This is a genomic window from Paenibacillus sp. FSL P4-0184 (assembly GCF_038004625.1).
Lineage (GTDB): Bacteria > Bacillota > Bacilli > Paenibacillales > Paenibacillaceae > Paenibacillus_AQ.
Genome location: NZ_JBBORN010000001.1, coordinates 4,373,553 through 4,389,586 on the forward strand (window position 1 = coordinate 4,373,553; position 16,034 = coordinate 4,389,586).

A 16,034-nucleotide genomic window follows, 5' to 3' on the forward strand; every position below is an offset into this window, starting at 1 on the left:
TAACAACAATGGCAAACAATGAGAAGGTTAAGCCGATCGGCGGGCCTCCAAGTGATGTTGAGCATATTAAATCGGAGAGTAACTATCTGCGGGGTGCATTAGTTGAGACACTAAGCAATCCGATTACGGGTGGTCTACCTGAAGATGATAATCGCCTGCTTAAATTTCACGGAAGCTATATGCAGGATGACAGAGATTTGCGCAATGAACGGGAACGTCAGAAGCTGGAGCCAGCATTCCAGTTTATGCTTCGCGTAGTTGCCCCAGGTGGTGTAGCTACACCGGAACAATGGCTGGTGATGGATGATCTGGCACAGAAGTATGGTAACGGAACCTTACGTTTGACTACAAGACAGGCATTTCAAATGCATGGCGTTCTCAAATGGAACTTAAAAAAGACCATTCGAAGCATCAATGATACGCTAATGACAACCCTTGCAGCTTGTGGGGATGTCAACCGTAACGTAATGAGCAATCCGAATCCTTATCAATCTGAGGTGCATGCAGAAGTCTATGAATGGGCGCGCAAAGTTAGTGATCATCTATCCCCACGCACTCCCGCTTACCATGAAATTTGGCTAGACGGTGAAAAGGTAGTGGATAGTTTAGGAGATCGGGCAGAAGTTGAACCGATCTATGGTCCGGTATATTTACCGCGTAAATTCAAGATTGGTCTTGCGGTGCCCCCTTCAAATGACGTAGATGTGTTCTCGCAGGATCTAGGCTTCATCGCTATTCTTGAGAATGATAAGCTGGTAGGGTTCAACGTTTCTGTAGGCGGCGGTATGGGAATGACGCATGGCGATAACAGCACGTATCCTCAGCTTGGCCGTATCATTGGTTTTTGCCGTCCTGATCAAATGATCGATGTAGCGGAGAAGACAGTAACGATTCAGCGGGATTATGGAAATCGTTCTGTCCGTAAAAATGCACGGTTCAAGTATACGATTGACCGCCACGGTCTGGAATGGTTTGTCGATGAGCTGCATGAAAGACTCGGATGGCAGCTTGAGGCGGCACGTGAGTACCATTTCGACCATAATGGAGACCGCTACGGCTGGGTGAAGGGTACGAATGGAAAATGGAATTTGACGCTTTATATCCAAAGCGGACGGATTCATGACCAAGAAGGGTACACATTGATGACTGGACTGCGGGAAATTGCCAAGATTCATACCGGGGATTTCCGGCTTACGCCGAATCAGAATTTAACGATTGCTAACGTAACCACTGCCAAAAAGCGAAAAGTGGCTGAGCTGGCTAAACAGCATGGACTTACGGACGGAGCTCATCTGTCTGCGCTACGACGCAGTTCGATGTCTTGTGTGGCGCTACCAACCTGCGGACTTGCAATGGCTGAAGCAGAACGTTATTTGCCTTCGTTGATTGATAAGCTAGAGCTTGTCCTTGATGAAGCTGGTCTACGCGATGAGGAAATCGTGATCCGGATGACAGGCTGTCCTAATGGGTGTGCAAGACCGGCACTAGGCGAAATCTCGTTTATTGGTAAAGGTCCAGGCAGATATAATATGTACTTGGGAGCAGGGTTTACGGGAGATCGCTTGAACAAAATGTATAAAGAAAACATAGATGAAAAAGAAATTCTAGAGACGCTGGAGCCAATTCTTCATCGTTATTCGAAAGAACGTCTGCATAGCGAGCATTTTGGAGATTTCGTGATCCGTGCAGGTTATGTCAAAGCGGTTTCGTCAGGTCTTAATTTTCATGACTAATCTAATTTAGACTGAAATGGGTGTCCCAGAGCCTGCATTATGGCTGCTGGGACACCTCTTTGTTGGTTGGCCTTACCCTAACCACATTTTTATAAGAATAAAGGGAGTTTTTTAGTTTCAGACAGGAATAAATATTTTTTTTGCTTAATGATTTGGATTTCTCGTGTTTTTCTTTCATAATATAAAGGGGAAACTAAATACAAAAGAAGAGCCATTGCCCGAGAGTGATGTGTTCTGTACAGAAGAGGCGATATTATGATTATCATGAAAACGATGGAAGAGATCGAAAAAATGCGTGCGGCGGGAAAAATTCTCGCTGAATGTCATCGTCAAATTGCACAAATTCTACAGCCGGGAATTACTACCTGGGAGATTGATGAATTTGCAGAAAAATTTATACTGTCTCAAGGAGCAACTCCTGAGCAAAAAGGATATAACGGATATCCGTACGCAACCTGTGCCTCTGTAAATGATGTAATCTGCCACGGATTTCCGAAAAAGGAACCACTTAAAGATGGAGATATAGTAACCATAGACATGGTAGTTAACTTAGATGGCTGGTTGGCAGATTCCGCTTGGTCATATGGGATTGGCAACATTAGTGAGCAGGCGACTAAATTGCTAGACACCACAAAGGAATCTTTATTCCGTGGTATCGAGCAGGCAGTTGCAGGCAACCGTATCGGGGATGTCGCTCATGCTATTCAAGTTTACGCAGAGTCTAATGGTTTTTCAGTTGTGCGTGATTTTATTGGTCATGGGATTGGTTCAGAAATGCACGAAGCACCAGAGGTACCTCACTATGGTCCGGCTGGCAGAGGACCTCGTCTTAAAGAGGGGATGGTATTTACCATTGAACCGATGCTGAACACAGGTAGCTACAGAACAAAAATTGATGCGGATGGTTGGACTGCACGTACCATTGACGGCGGTCTGTCAGCACAATATGAACATACATTAGCTATCACCCCTCAAGGAACCATTATTCTGACTGAACTATAATTTAGGGTAGAAAATAGACCTGATTAGCTTCATCTTCTCATGATGTTGCTGATCAGGTCTATTTGTTGTTCAATTAATCAGTTAATCAGTAATGTTGCGAGTATAATATTCAATGATATCTTTTCGACGAATAATTCCGACAAACACGCCTTCTTTATCAATCACAGGTACAAAATTTTGATCTGCGGCGAGCGTCAGCATATCCTCCATTTCGGCATTTATGAGAACGCTCTCGTTATGAACATGCTTCTGGATATCGCTTACTGGAACTTCTCCTATATTGTCAAAAGTTAGACCTGCTGTGTTTTTCAGCTTCCACAATAGATCACCTTCCGAAAGTGTTCCTACATATTTTCCTTCATTATCAATAATAGGGATAGCCGTATAATGGTGCTGCTCTAATTGTTCTAAGGCTTCCAGCATGGATAGTGAGTTAGTGATATAGGCAACTTGATCTTTAGGCAACAAAAAAGAGGATATTTCCATCGGCATGAACTCCTTTGTATTGAGATTTTTTTAGTTAGGCTACTTTTATTTAAACATACTTTTTGAAGGGATAGGTGTTTTAAATTTTATTATTTAATTATAGGTGAAAAGACCTATTTAATGATAGTCGTATTTTGTCGATTAAAGATAAGGTATATTATCCTAGAGTGGAGTTGTTCAGATGGCGTTATATCGTAGGCTTTCTTTAACGGTTAAATTTGTTCTGGTAGTAAGTTTAGTTATCATTGTTATCTTTTTCTTTAGTCTAATCGCGAATCTGCTTAATCTTCGAAGTGTGAGCATATCGAACGGTGAACTAGAGGCGGAAGTTGCTGGGCGAAGTTATGCGGAAACTATTCAGAATAGTATGGTAGACATAGAGTCGGCAGCAAAGGTATTCACAGATGTACTGGTTGAATCAAGAGAACATCAAACTTTGAGTCGTGAAGAAGTTATTTCTACAATGAAATCGATGCTTGAGAATAGACCCGAGCTTTTTGCAATTAGTACATTGTGGGAACCCAATGCCTTCGATCAAAACGATCAGGCTAATATCAATAAGACGCCATATGATGATGGTACGGGGCGTTTTATTCCTTATGTTCTTAGAAATCAAGGTTCAATAACGGTTGAACCCTTAAAGAATTACGATGTAGAAGGTGCGGGTGATTATTACCTTTTACCTAAAAAAGAGAAAAAACCGATCTACATTGAACCCTATTCCTATGAGACGACTGGTGGGGCTATAGAGATGATTTCGGTTATGCTGCCCATTTTGGACAAATCGGGCACTTTTCTTGGGACGGTAGGATTTGATGTTTCGTTATCAAAGCTTCAGGAGGATGCTGATAAATATAAACCTATGGGTGGATACGTTTCTCTAGTCACGGGTAATGGTAAATATGCAGCTAATCCTAATGATCCAGAAAGTGTACTTAAAGATTTCGGTGATACGGAAGAGAAAGCTGCACTGTGGAGACAAGTGAAGAATGGAAAGTCGGTTCAGGGGTACACCAATAATTCCAAAGGAGAAAATGTACTTCGTATTTTTGTTCCGATTCCACTGCCAGAAAGCGATCAGGTATGGTATACGCAGACTGCGATTCCTAAAGCTACAATCATGGCTGATTACGAACAATCGAAAACAGAATCATTTATTATCATGCTTGTTGGGATGCTGATTTTAGGAATAGTTATAGTCTTACAATTATGGTTAATGGTGATCAAACCGCTTCGAGTATTATCTGAGAAATTGCAGCTTATGGCTCAAGGGGACTTAACACAAACATTGCAGGTTCGAAATGATGATGAATTCGGTAAGATGTCTTCACATTTTAATCAGATGACATATAAGCTTCGAGAAATGTTTGGACTTGTGGCTGATTTATCGATGTCAGTGGGTGCGACTTCTGAAGAGTTGACAGCGAACGCGGAACAGACAGGGAAAGCTGCTGAACAGATTGCTGTGGCTATTGGACGAGTCGCCGAGGGAGCGCAACTGCAGAATGGTTATGCAGGAGAATCTTCTCTGGCGATGAGCGATCTTAGCATTGGAGTGCAACGTATCGCTGACTCTTCATCAGCGGTGTCTGCATCTGCAGACGAAGTAACCGATCAAACGAAGAGAGGCAGTGCACAGCTTCAAATGGCGGTGAACCAGATGACAGAGCTTAAGCAATCCGTGGACGAGACCAGTCTGGCGATTGAACGACTAGGTGAAAGATCTGTACAGATTAGTGGGATTATTGGTCTGATCTCGAATATCAGTAAACAGACTAATCTATTGGCATTAAACGCAGCAATTGAAGCATCCAGAGTGGGTGAACAAGGTCGTGGATTTGCTGTAGTAGCTTCGGAAATACGCATGTTGGCGGATCAAACGAAACAAGCTGCCGAACAAGTTACTGAATTAGTCGAACATGTGGTCCAAGATACTAATCAAGCCTCACAGGCTATGGCTGTTGGTAATGAGCAAGTACGTATCGGTGTGCAGGGTGTATCTGACAGTGATCTTTTGTTTACATCGATTCTTGCTGAAATGACACAGGTTACAGATCAGATTCAGGAAGTATCTGCAGCTGCACAGCAGATGACTGCTGGTACAGAGCAAATTTCAGCTAGTGTAAAAGTATTAGCTGAACTTGCATCAGAAGCGTCCGCAGATTCACAAAGTGTTGCAGCAGCCTCAGAGGAGCAGCTTGCTTCTATGGAAGAAATCTCAGCTTCGACGGAATCCCTCAGCTCAATGGTGCAAGATTTGCTGGACAAATTGTCTTATTTTAAAATTTAAACTGATGTGATATCGTGATTACAGGTGGGAAACCCTGTCCTTTTCTAAAGGATTAGGGTTTTTCCATTTATTACATAATCTAAAAAGGTATCTACATGCCATCGGATGTGCTATAATCAATATATCGAAAGTAGTTACCTGCTAATTCACATAGCGTAGAGGGTTATTCTTAAGATGACAATAACCTTGTACCATATGTGAATTTTTATTTTTTTAGAGATTTTGTAAGAGATTTTTTTGGGATAAGAATAACATGTAAATTAAAAAAAGGTGGTAATTATATTATGCAAACAGGAACAGTGAAATGGTTTAACGCAGACAAAGGCTTTGGTTTTATCGAGGTTGAAGGCGGAGAAGACGTATTCGTACATTTTAGCGCAATCACTGGTGACGGATTCAAATCTTTGGATGAAGGACAACGTGTAGAATTTAACGTAGTTCAAGGCAATCGTGGTCAACAAGCTGAGAATGTTGTAAAACTCTAAAGTTGTGAAAAAAATCCCCAAACTTATAGTTTGGGGATTTTTTTAAATATAAGAAATTATAAGTTTCACACAATACTTTATGTCTTATATTTCTCGCTTAGTAGAAAGGTGGCGGATGTAAGTGCAGGTGTTTGAAGACTGGAATTTAAAAGTGAAGAAAACCTTTAACGCTACAAGCAACAAAGAAGTATTGACTGTGTCTGAAGCCGGTAGCTTGCTTGGTCTGTCTAAAGATCAAATGAAAAGCTATGTAGACCAGCATAAGTTAACCAAAGTCCCAATTATGAGAAGTGTTGTCAGGTATCTTTTACTGAAAAGTGAAATCGATACGATCCTGAACAAAACCTAATGTAACCTCAATAAACTTTGCAGACCCATCCTTGATAGGATGTGGTCTTTTTTTTGCCTCAAAAATTTCTTATAAAAAGAAACTTATCGATCCAATGATCGTCTATAATAATGGGATATTTAGGTAATGGAGGGTAGGCAGAAATAAAAAGTGATGTTCATTAATGGTGAGAAGTCGCATAAACAGAAAGGGTAATTCATTCAAATGAAAAATAAACAGAGCACTCATCCACCTGCTTCATTTGCTTTAAGTAGAATCGAGAAAAAGAAAGTGAAAAAGAATAAAATCAGCAAGAAAATGAAGATTTGGTACTTTTCGATCGCTACCTTACTTCTTGTTGGGCTGGGATCCTTTATTTTCCGTAAAGAACTAATGATTTTTGGGTTTGATAATGTTGTAGCACCAACTATTGAACACACCCTTGAAGAGTCCTATGTGCCGTTGAAAGACACTGAAGAATCTGGATTACAAGCAACGGCGGAAAATAAAGACCGTCCTTTCTCTATCCTTCTACTAGGCACCGATCAGCGTGGCAAAGAAAACGGACTTTCTGATTCCATTATTTATACAGTTATTCGACCTGTAGACCATAAAGCACTGCTCGTCTCCATTCCCCGTGATTCATATACTGAAATTATTGGAGCAGAAAATATCAAAGGAGCAAGAAAAGAAACCAAGATTAATGCAGCGCATTCCTACGGTGGTCCTCAGATGAGTGTGGATACCGTTAAGAATCTACTGAACGCACCTATTGATTACTATGCTACTATTAATTTTAATGGGCTTGTGGGTGTTACAGATGCTCTTGGAGGAGTGGTGCTTCCAATCACCAAGGTGATAGAGAATAAGAGCCCCGATCATGAGAAACTAAGAATTGAGCCGAACAAACCGATCTATTCCGGTAAGGAAGCTCTTATGTATGTAAGATATCGGGAAGATTCTGATTTTAAGAGAACAGAGAGACAAAGGATTTTCCTAAAAGCAGCGCTTGATCGGATGAAAAGAATAGATAATATTCTTAATATACAGAACATTATTGAAATTGCTGGCAGTAACTTTAAAACCAATATGAAGTCAGATTTTATTTTGGATTTGGCTAAGAAGGTAATTCTTGAAGGTGGAACCCCTGAAATAACGAGTCATATGCTCCAAGGGGAAGGAAAACATACGGATCAATGGTATTATATACTCGATGAAAATGATGTAAAGCGTACCCATGATATGATTGAGATTTGGCTGAATCCAGAATCTACTGAGGCTGATCTAATAACTGCTTCTAAGGATGATGCTGCATAATATTTTTGCTATTCTATTTTATATTCACACGGAGGTTAGCTTCTATGGCAGTAAAATCAAAGGAGCAAATGATACTCGAATTTAAGTCTCTTATTCCATTCGTGAAATCATTAGAAGAGGTGCCAGATAAACATTGGGATAAGCCCATAGCTCCTGGTAAATGGACCGTGAAGGATATTCTCTGTCACCTCATGCTTTGGGATAAATATTTCTATGAAGGTGCTATTAAGAAGATTATTTTGAAAGAACCACTAACAACGAAACATTTGGATTTTAACGAATTTAATGCTAACGCGATTGAGTATGCCAAATTGTTATCCAAGCAAACCTTGATAGAACAATTTGTGCTCTACAGATCTAGAATTTTAGATACAGTCTCTGGATTAACGGATGAAGAATGTGATTTGGAATATAAGGATGGAGACCGCAAGAAGTTCAGTGTTCGCAAGTATATGAGAAGTTTTATTCCACATGATAAGCATCATAAAAAACAGATTGAACAATTTCTAAAATACATACAGCAAGGTTGAAAGCTTGCCTTTTATGGTTTAAGCTTTAGCGCGATTCTGAACCAATTTCATGGATTGGCGAATGAGTAATGGGCCGAACATGCTGCCGGCTGAGGCGGCTATAAAGGAATGTAAGGGAAACCTTATGGCAAAGTAAATGACCGTTCCAGCTACAAAGTCAATAAGAATGAATTTCTTGATCTCGGATAGTGGGATTGTAACGAATACAAATGATTCTTTATTTTTCAAGTGGTTGACCTCCTAATTGATAACGCAGCATATAAATCCACTGTTCATTCTATTTTGAGAACAAGATGTCCCATTCGAAATATTTAGACTAACGGCATAGAAGAGTAAAGGGTGAAGACTCGAATGGATAATCAGGATCATCAAAAAGAGCGGAAACCGCTATTATATATACAGACAGCAAATCATGTTATGGAAGAAATCAGGAAGAGAAAGCTTCAGTCACATGATCTTGTCCCATCTGAAGGGGAGATTGCGAAGTTGTACGGTGTCAGTCGCATGACGGCGAAGCTTGCTTTGCAGATCTTGGAGAAAAAAGGGATCGTTTATCGCCATGCCCGTCGTGGGACATTCATATCCGCTGATTACCACCATACACTTTCCGGTGAACAGATGCTGGAGAAGGCGATCGAGGAGAAGAAACCGATACGAAGGATTGCATTGGTGATTCCTAATATGGATGATTATATCGGTAGAATAATTACTTCCGTCGAAAAAGAAGCGCGTGAAGCGAATTGTCATTTACTCATTCGAATGACTGGGGACAAAGAAGACGAAAGCATATGCTTGCAAGAGCTGTACGATGATCAAGTGGAGGGTATTATTTTATATCCGCGTGGGAGTTCGCAGTGCAGTGAGAAAGTATTGGAGCTTAGTCTATTAAACTACCCTCTAGTTATCATCGATCGTATCTTTCGAGAGGTGCAGATTGACTGTGTCTACCATGATCATTACCATGGGGCTTATAAAACCACCCAGTATTTGATTGAGAAAGGCCATCAGGAAATCGGATATCTTTCAATGGCATTTGATGGTGTGACGAGCAGGGAAGACCGGTATAGAGGTTATCTTCAAGCTATGTTGGATCATGATCTGCCCGTAAACAGTCGTAATATTTACTTGAGCTGCTCAGAAGATTATATGCATCAGTTGAATGCTCCGAATGTGCAGTTGGCGTCGTTTTTAGGTAATAATTCCGCATTAACGGCAGTCGTATGTGCAGACGACTATATCGCTACATCATGCTTATATACGGCAATCTCCATGCAAATATTGGTTCCGGATCAATTGTCTATCATAGGGTTTACCGACATTCAATTGGCGAGCTTGCTGCCGGTTCCATTAACTACAGCAAGACAAGCTACAGAGAAACTCGGACAAGCTGCTGTCCAGCGAGTTGTTAAACGGATGGATAATTCACGTGAAGGAGCGCTAACGATTAAGATTGATACCACCATCGTCGAGCGAAGCTCCGTTAGACCCAACGTTATTAAATGATCCGCTTGAAAATTACCTTTTGAGGCTCTTTCCCCACATTTTTGTGGAGGGAAGAGTTTTTTATATCAGTGACATAAAAGCGAGATAATGTATTTTTCATATTATTTAATGATAATATTTCAGACTATTTGGTTGTATAGATCAGTGACATATACTAGTCTGGAAATAGATCGTTGGAAATTCCAGTTTTCAATAAGCCATAATCTAATGGAAGCAGGTCGGGAAAATGAATAACACTAAGAAGGTCCATGTTGTATTTAAAACGCATTTGGATATTGGGTTCACGAATTTGGCTGCGCATGTATTAAGACAATACATGGAAGAGTATATTCCGAAAGCGATCGCTTTGGCCGATACATTAGAGGCTGAAGGTGGTCGCGCGCAATTTGTATGGACGACTGGATCCTGGCTAATTCGTTATTATTTGGATCACGCACCTGCTTCGGAAAGAGAGGCGATGGAGAAGGCAATTCGTAAGGGACATATAGTGTGGCATGGGTTACCGTTCACTACACATACTGAGCTTATGGATAAGGAGCTTTTCCGATACGGGCTAACGATCAGCCAAGAGCTTGATCAACAATTTGGGAAACAAACGATAGCCGCCAAAATGACGGATGTGCCAGGTCATACCCTGTCCATGGTTCCGTATATGCAGAAAGCAGGCATTCAGTATATGCATCTCGGAGTTAACCCAGCCTCTATGCGTCCTGATGTACCAAAGCTGTTTCGCTGGCAGGCAGGGGATGGCAGCGAATTAATTGTGAACTATGCCGGAAGCTACGGAGAGCCGGTAGAGATTGAAGGGATCGACGATATATTGCTATTTGCGCATACGGGTGACAATTGTGGGCCGCCAAGTGCTGAGGAAATCGAAGAGCAATTCCGTGAAATCCAAGAACGATACCCTGACGCTGAGATTATTGCGTCTTCACTAGATGCATTTGTTAGAAGTCTTATACAAGTTCGCGAGCAGCTTCCTGTGGTTAGTGAAGAAATCGGTGATACTTGGATTCATGGTGCAGGGACAGATCCATTAAAACTTGCCAAGCTTCGCGAGCTTCAACGTTTGAGAAGCAAATGGCTGTCCGAAGGAAGCTTAGACGAGCATAGTACTGCCTATAAAGGGATGAGCGATGCTATGTTGATGGTTGCAGAGCATACATGGGGTTTAGACGTAAAGAAATGGCTTCCTGACTTTCGAAACTATGCGAAAAAAGATTTCAATGATGCTAGAATCAAGGACGAGATTGATGTAGACGATATTCCTGCGAAATTCAATTATATTGGTGCATTCGCCATGGATGAATTCGATAAACATTCTAGTGGTTTATTTGCCTCAGAACAGAGCGTCCGGAAGTATTCGATGATCGAACGTTCCTGGGCGGAGCAACGGGGCTATCTGGATCAGGCAGTCGCATGCCTGGATAAAGATAAACAAGCGGAGGCAAAGGAAGCGTTCGGTAGGCTAAAGCCTACGAGGAAAGATTGTTCCGCTGATGCTGAGCAGGTTAGTGTCCAAGAGGTGTACGCGGTTGAAGGTTTTAAACTGACCTTTGGCGTGAATGGCTCACTTGTTCATTTATCGGACGCTAATGAGAAAGTATGGGTAGACGAAAGCCATCCCTTCGGCGTTTACGCCTATGAGACGTTTGGAACGGAGGACTATGCCAGATACTTCCGTACCTATATGCAAAATTTAAGCTTCACCCATCCATGGTCTGATGCCGACTTTAATAAGCCTGGCTTTGAATTCGTTCGACCATTACCTAGTCATCGGCTATATGAGCCCATCGTGACTGATATGAAGCGAGTAAACGGCAAACGTTTCTTGCTACGTTTACGCATGCCGGTACAAGCGTATGAATTATATGGTGCGCCGAAGGAACTTGAATTAGTGTATGATTTTGAGCATGAAGGTACGGTTGACGTATCACTGCAATGGTTCGGAAAAGAAGCCAACCGCCTTCCAGAAGCAAGCTGGTTCGGTTGTGCATTGAATGTCGATAATCCTAATCTTTGGATGATGGATAAGATGGGCTTGCCAGTCTCACCTTTGCGTGTAGTGAAGGACGGGAATCGTAATCTTCATGCAATTGGATGTGGCGTTAGTTATCAGGGTGCAGATGGGAGCGCCTTTATCGAAACTATGGATGCTGCTTTGGCTGCACCGGGTCAAAAAAGACTGCTACAATTCGATAATTCTTTTGTTTCTCTAGATAAAGGATGGCATTTTAATTTGCACAACAATATCTGGGGTACGAATTTCCCTATGTGGTACGGTGAAGATGCAGTATTTCGTTTTCGTCTAAATTTACAATCGAACCGTAAGTAAAATATTAGAAGTATACTTGTGACTGAAATGCACCCCTTAGAATAAACATTGGAAAACCCTTTGGGTCCGATGTCTATCTATGAGGTGCATTTTTGCTCAGTTTCTGCAACTGATAAGATCTCAATGTTAAAAAGACAAATTTCCACTTGGAAAATTTGGTTTTCATAGGTGATATCCCATATTCCGCCGATTTCTTCTACCGCATTTTTTACGCTTTTTAGACCGATACCATGAAAATGCTTGTCTCGTTTTGTTGTGGCTAATTCTCCGAAATGATTCGTACGTATTGAATGCTGATATGGATTCTGTATTCTGATAAATAAAGTACCCTTATGATAATGAAGTTGGAATTTAATATAAGGCTGAGTCACACCTGGATGCTTACATGCTTCTATGGCATTATCAAGGGTGTTCCCTAGAATAATGCTAAATGCATAAGCATCTAGGTCAAGCTGAGGTGGAATCTTAATATCCGTTTGAAAGGAGATACCCAGCTTTTTGGCAAATTGCGACTTGTAATTAATGATAGAGTCGATTAGGATGGAGCCGGTATTACTTTCACCTGAAGAGAGTTCTATTACTCCAAGAAGCTTATCCACATCATTCAGTCCGGCTTCTTTTTCCCCAGCTTGTAACTGAGACCTCAGGCCGAGCAAGATATTCCTGAAATCATGTTGAAACGTAAAGACTTCTTGCTGCCTTTCTTTCGTGAGCAGATACTGGTTCATATAGTAGGTGTTCTGCTGTTCCAACAAGTAGTTTTTATTCTGTGCCGATTGTATGGTTAATACACGATCACACAAAAGAATGATCAGGAAGTTGATCAACAGCATTCCTCCGGACAAAGTCGGATACAACGCCGGATATTCCCGCAATGACAGCTCGCCCGATAATTTTGCAATACTGAGAATGCTGATAAACGGAAAGCAGAACAGCCCGATCCAATACCAACTGCTTAGACTGCCCTCACCAAAAGCTTTGGTAAAACGAAGCGTGATCTGTACCAGTATAAACATCAGAATCTTAGACAAAAACAAGGTAAAGATGTATCCGCTTGTCGTATACACAGGTGCAGTAGCTGCATCTGAAAGAATAATCAGTGCGACTATAAATAAAGCAGCACCAATACGCCATTGTATTTTTCCTTTATACAAAAAGGACAAGAGAGCGATCCCCACTATATTAAGCCCTAGCATCCATAAGCCGGGAAGTGGGCTGTAATGAAGGAGGAGTACGAAAATATAATAAGCAGTGTAGACGGAATAAAGGATTACTTTGGATTCCCAAAGCCGTGGGAAACAATGATCATAGAAATAATGAATGATAAATGGGAGAGCTGCCAGTGTGAGGGCATAGAACAGCTCATCCAGTAGAATATTATTCAAGCAGACTCCCCCTGAATTGCAAATAACTCTTTTTCACTACGGTGCTTTGCTTATCGCTAATCGGAAGTTCTTCCCCACTCGTTAATACAATTTTTTTGCCCTGAATTTGTTTTATGTAATCGAAATTCACAAGATACGATTGATGAATCCGCACAAACTGCTTCGAAGGTAGCTTTCCTTCTTCTATAGATAAAGTACTGTAATATTCCGTTTGATCTTCCGTTGTTTGCAAAATGATTTTTCGGCGATCACTTGCCAAGTACATAATATTACGGATTGGAATAAGTAGTTTAGTTCCACTTTGGTGTACAGGCAGTAATTTTGGTTGGTTTTGCTGACGCTTGACCTTTATTTGCTGAATCATAGAGATTAGTTTTTTTTCAAAAGACTCGTTATGTATAGGCTTCTTTATAAAACCGGAAGGTTGAACGTCAAATAGTTGAACATGATACTCTTCGTGGCTCGATACGTAAATCAACCGAACTCTATCATTATCACAATCTCTCCGTAATATATGACCCGCTGTTATTCCGCTTATTCCCTTCATTTCTATATCCATAAAAATAAGATCAAATGGACAACCATGTTGAATGGCTTTCGTGAAACTTTCACCAGAATAGAATATGGATACCTCTATCTTTACAGTCTGCTGAATGGGATGGTTAAGGATCAATCTCTCAATATATTCTGTTGCCTTGAAATCATCATCACAAATAGCAATATGTATCATGTGAAATTCCCCTCCTGTGTTATAAATAATAATACATTATATGGGAGTATAATCAACCTTTATCCTTTTAGGGATCACTTGGAAGCGGCGAAAGTTACATTTATTCCCGTGTTTTTTACCATTTCGATTAGTAATTCTAGTAAACATGCTAATTTAATATCAATTAGTAGCAGACGGTATGGAGGAGTTGAAAAATGAATACAACAATCTTTGAAGCTGAGGGATTAACTAAACAGTACGGCAGTGCAAATGCGCTTCATAATATAAATATGCAGATTAAACAGGGTGATATCTATGGCTTTGTAGGTGAGAATGGAGCAGGTAAAACCACACTCATGAAAATAATTAGTGGATTAGTTTACCCTACAAAAGGGACTATCCAATTGATGGGTAAAAGTAGTGAGAAGGACATCGCACGGGTCAGAAAAAAAATGGGGGTTTTAATAGAGCTACCTGCCCTCTACCCCCATATGAATGCTGAAGAGAATTTAAGCTTTTATTGCAAGATTCATGGTATTTCGGATTTCAAAAGAATTAAAGATGTGCTGAATTTAGTGGGACTAACGGATGTTGAAAACAAAAATACAACGGAATATTCTCTGGGCATGCGTCAACGCTTAGGGCTGGCAATCTCCCTTCTCAATGAACCGGAATTTTTAGTGTTGGATGAACCGATTAATGGACTTGATCCTACAGGAATTGTAGAGATGAGAAAATTATTGGCTAAGCTGGCACATGAAAAAGGGGTTACCATCTTGATTTCCAGCCATATCTTGAGTGAGCTCCAATTGTTAGCTACCAAATTCGGGTTTATTCATAAAGGGCAGTTCATTAAGGAAGTCTCTGTGGAAGAACTCTTGCAATCAGCCGAAGCACAAATTTGTATTAAGACCGTTGAAATAGCTGCAGCAATAAACGTGCTTAAGAACGATCTTAATATTCATTCGATCACATTGTCAGAAGCCGGAGAAATATTGGTTCCCAAGGATTTGACAGATCTTGAACAGTTAATGTCAACGTTAATTAGAAATGGAATTCCACTTGAAGGAATCAACCTGTCCACAGCAAATCTTGAGCATTATTATATGGATCTGATAGGAGAATGAGCAATGAGGGATTTTCTGAAAGCTGAGTCTTACTTTATAAGAAGGGATATCATGTTTAAGGGAATTTCTCTTCTGTTCCTTATAGCAAGTCTGGTACTAGCAATCTGGATTGGCGGTAAAGGTGGTTTTGAAATCGGTAATCTCGCGGAACCCTTAACTATTGTGACACCTTTATCTTTATTTTTTTATTTTATTATTCCAGTTTACGTATGTTTTTTTGCAACCGAAGGATTTGAATATGGATCTATCAAAGTTATCCTGGCTTCCGGACAAAGTAGGTTTATCTATATCACGGGGAAATACCTTTCTGTTTTTAAAATTATTATATGGTGGATTTTACAATTTACAGTAGTGTTTTATCTCGCTTATATGATAGCTGCTTTGATAATCGGGACTGACATCGGTAATCGTAATTTTTCTGCTGACTTGATTCAGGTTTCCCGTGTACTGGGATTAAATATCCTTTATTTATCAGCTTATGCTGCTCTAATCATTATGGTAGGTATTCTTATTAAAAGAACGGCTTCAGCAGTGGTTGTAACTTTTCTAATTATATTCGGAGACTTCATGATATCCGGTTATTTCCGTGATGCTTCCTCCGCATTGTTAAGGGGGATTTCAGACCATGCTTTAACGACCCAAGTTATGAAGTTTTCCGGAATCTACGTCGTTAATTCACAACATATAATCCTAACCGGAGCAAAGAGCTTTATGGAAGTGGTGCTGATTCCTGTGATTATCATAGCTATTAGTTTGTCTGTCACCTATATTTCGTTTGGAAAAAGAGATATACACGCGTAGATA

At 40.6% G+C, this 16,034-nt stretch carries 15 protein-coding genes; 11 read left to right on the plus strand and 4 right to left on the minus strand.

Features of this window, described 5'->3' with window-relative positions; all coding sequences use genetic code 11:
* Nucleotides 1-8: 8 nt before the first annotated feature.
* Nucleotides 9-1,733: an assimilatory sulfite reductase (NADPH) hemoprotein subunit gene (gene cysI / locus MKY52_RS19165; RefSeq protein ID WP_341052835.1), complete on the plus strand. Its 1,725-nt coding sequence runs from the start codon at nucleotides 9-11 to the stop codon at nucleotides 1,731-1,733.
* Between the two features lie 255 nt (nucleotides 1,734-1,988).
* Nucleotides 1,989-2,735, plus strand: coding sequence for a type I methionyl aminopeptidase (gene map / locus MKY52_RS19170; RefSeq protein WP_042129378.1), 747 nt, complete (start codon nucleotides 1,989-1,991; stop codon nucleotides 2,733-2,735).
* Between the two features lie 81 nt (nucleotides 2,736-2,816).
* Here map and MKY52_RS19175 read toward each other — a convergent pair whose 3' ends face one another.
* Nucleotides 2,817-3,221, minus strand: coding sequence for a CBS domain-containing protein (locus MKY52_RS19175; protein ID WP_042189973.1), 405 nt, complete (start codon nucleotides 3,219-3,221; stop codon nucleotides 2,817-2,819).
* Between the two features lie 181 nt (nucleotides 3,222-3,402).
* Between MKY52_RS19175 and MKY52_RS19180 the strand changes: the two genes are divergently transcribed.
* From MKY52_RS19180 to MKY52_RS19200, 5 genes are all read left to right on the plus strand, one after another.
* Nucleotides 3,403-5,511 carry a methyl-accepting chemotaxis protein gene (locus MKY52_RS19180; protein WP_076300542.1) on the plus strand — a complete coding sequence of 703 codons (2,109 nt, stop codon included), beginning with the start codon at nucleotides 3,403-3,405 and terminating at the stop codon, nucleotides 5,509-5,511.
* 284 nt (nucleotides 5,512-5,795) lie between these two features.
* Nucleotides 5,796-5,996 carry a cold-shock protein gene (locus MKY52_RS19185; protein ID WP_036685790.1) on the plus strand — a complete coding sequence of 67 codons (201 nt, stop codon included), beginning with the start codon at nucleotides 5,796-5,798 and terminating at the stop codon, nucleotides 5,994-5,996.
* A gap of 121 nt (nucleotides 5,997-6,117) precedes the next feature.
* Entirely contained in the window at nucleotides 6,118-6,345 is a 228-nt protein-coding gene (locus tag MKY52_RS19190; protein WP_042189969.1) for a helix-turn-helix domain-containing protein, read from the plus strand.
* 204 nt (nucleotides 6,346-6,549) lie between these two features.
* Entirely contained in the window at nucleotides 6,550-7,641 is a 1,092-nt protein-coding gene (locus MKY52_RS19195; RefSeq protein WP_341052836.1) for an LCP family protein, read from the plus strand.
* Nucleotides 7,642-7,685: 44 nt separating this feature from the next.
* Nucleotides 7,686-8,171, plus strand: a complete 486-nt coding sequence (locus MKY52_RS19200; protein ID WP_341052837.1) for a DinB family protein — start codon at nucleotides 7,686-7,688, stop codon at nucleotides 8,169-8,171.
* Between the two features lie 18 nt (nucleotides 8,172-8,189).
* On the opposite strand, the gene MKY52_RS19205 is transcribed toward MKY52_RS19200, so the two are convergent.
* Entirely contained in the window at nucleotides 8,190-8,399 is a 210-nt protein-coding gene (locus MKY52_RS19205) for a hypothetical protein (protein WP_341052838.1), read from the minus strand.
* 123 nt (nucleotides 8,400-8,522) lie between these two features.
* On the opposite strand from MKY52_RS19205, the gene MKY52_RS19210 reads away from it, so the two are divergent.
* A complete protein-coding gene (locus MKY52_RS19210) occupies nucleotides 8,523-9,674 on the plus strand; it encodes a GntR family transcriptional regulator (protein WP_341052840.1) in 1,152 nt (383 codons plus the stop codon).
* Between the two features lie 226 nt (nucleotides 9,675-9,900).
* Complete coding sequence (locus MKY52_RS19215) at nucleotides 9,901-12,009, plus strand: DUF5054 domain-containing protein (RefSeq protein ID WP_341052841.1); 2,109 nt, start codon at nucleotides 9,901-9,903, stop codon at nucleotides 12,007-12,009.
* A 77-nt stretch (nucleotides 12,010-12,086) separates the two neighbouring features.
* Here the strand turns inward: MKY52_RS19215 and MKY52_RS19220 are convergent, their stop codons facing one another.
* Together MKY52_RS19220 and MKY52_RS19225 are read right to left on the minus strand one after the other, a co-directional pair.
* On the minus strand, nucleotides 12,087-13,394 hold the full coding sequence (locus MKY52_RS19220) for an ATP-binding protein (protein ID WP_341052842.1): 1,308 nt from the start codon (nucleotides 13,392-13,394) through the stop codon (nucleotides 12,087-12,089).
* Nucleotides 13,387-14,124: a LytR/AlgR family response regulator transcription factor gene (locus MKY52_RS19225; protein WP_052404359.1), complete on the minus strand. Its 738-nt coding sequence runs from the start codon at nucleotides 14,122-14,124 to the stop codon at nucleotides 13,387-13,389. The genes MKY52_RS19220 and MKY52_RS19225 overlap by 8 nt, the downstream gene beginning before the upstream one ends.
* Nucleotides 14,125-14,318: 194 nt before the next feature.
* On the opposite strand from MKY52_RS19225, the gene MKY52_RS19230 reads away from it, so the two are divergent.
* Nucleotides 14,319-15,230, plus strand: a complete 912-nt coding sequence (locus MKY52_RS19230) for an ABC transporter ATP-binding protein (RefSeq protein WP_076284638.1) — start codon at nucleotides 14,319-14,321, stop codon at nucleotides 15,228-15,230.
* Nucleotides 15,231-15,233: 3 nt separating this feature from the next.
* Nucleotides 15,234-16,031 (plus strand): ABC transporter permease, encoded by a 798-nt coding sequence (locus MKY52_RS19235; protein WP_341052843.1) that lies wholly within the window; start codon nucleotides 15,234-15,236, stop codon nucleotides 16,029-16,031.
* Nucleotides 16,032-16,034: the final 3 nt, after the last annotated feature.

Excerpts from the sequence above, each read along its gene's own strand:
- MKY52_RS19195 (WP_341052836.1), top strand. The coding sequence starts at position 6,550 with ATGAAAAATAAACAGAGCACTCATCCACCTGCTTCATTTGCTTTAAGT.
- MKY52_RS19225 (WP_052404359.1), bottom strand. The coding sequence starts at position 14,124 with ATGATACATATTGCTATTTGTGATGATGATTTCAAGGCAACAGAATAT.
- MKY52_RS19215 (WP_341052841.1), top strand. The coding sequence starts at position 9,901 with ATGAATAACACTAAGAAGGTCCATGTTGTATTTAAAACGCATTTGGAT.
- MKY52_RS19180 (WP_076300542.1), top strand. The coding sequence starts at position 3,403 with ATGGCGTTATATCGTAGGCTTTCTTTAACGGTTAAATTTGTTCTGGTA.
- MKY52_RS19175 (WP_042189973.1), bottom strand. The coding sequence starts at position 3,221 with ATGGAAATATCCTCTTTTTTGTTGCCTAAAGATCAAGTTGCCTATATC.
- MKY52_RS19230 (WP_076284638.1), top strand. The coding sequence starts at position 14,319 with ATGAATACAACAATCTTTGAAGCTGAGGGATTAACTAAACAGTACGGC.
- MKY52_RS19185 (WP_036685790.1), top strand. The coding sequence starts at position 5,796 with ATGCAAACAGGAACAGTGAAATGGTTTAACGCAGACAAAGGCTTTGGT.
- MKY52_RS19200 (WP_341052837.1), top strand. The coding sequence starts at position 7,686 with ATGGCAGTAAAATCAAAGGAGCAAATGATACTCGAATTTAAGTCTCTT.
- MKY52_RS19210 (WP_341052840.1), top strand. The coding sequence starts at position 8,523 with ATGGATAATCAGGATCATCAAAAAGAGCGGAAACCGCTATTATATATA.
- MKY52_RS19235 (WP_341052843.1), top strand. The coding sequence starts at position 15,234 with ATGAGGGATTTTCTGAAAGCTGAGTCTTACTTTATAAGAAGGGATATC.
- map (WP_042129378.1), top strand. The coding sequence starts at position 1,989 with ATGATTATCATGAAAACGATGGAAGAGATCGAAAAAATGCGTGCGGCG.
- cysI (WP_341052835.1), top strand. The coding sequence starts at position 9 with ATGGCAAACAATGAGAAGGTTAAGCCGATCGGCGGGCCTCCAAGTGAT.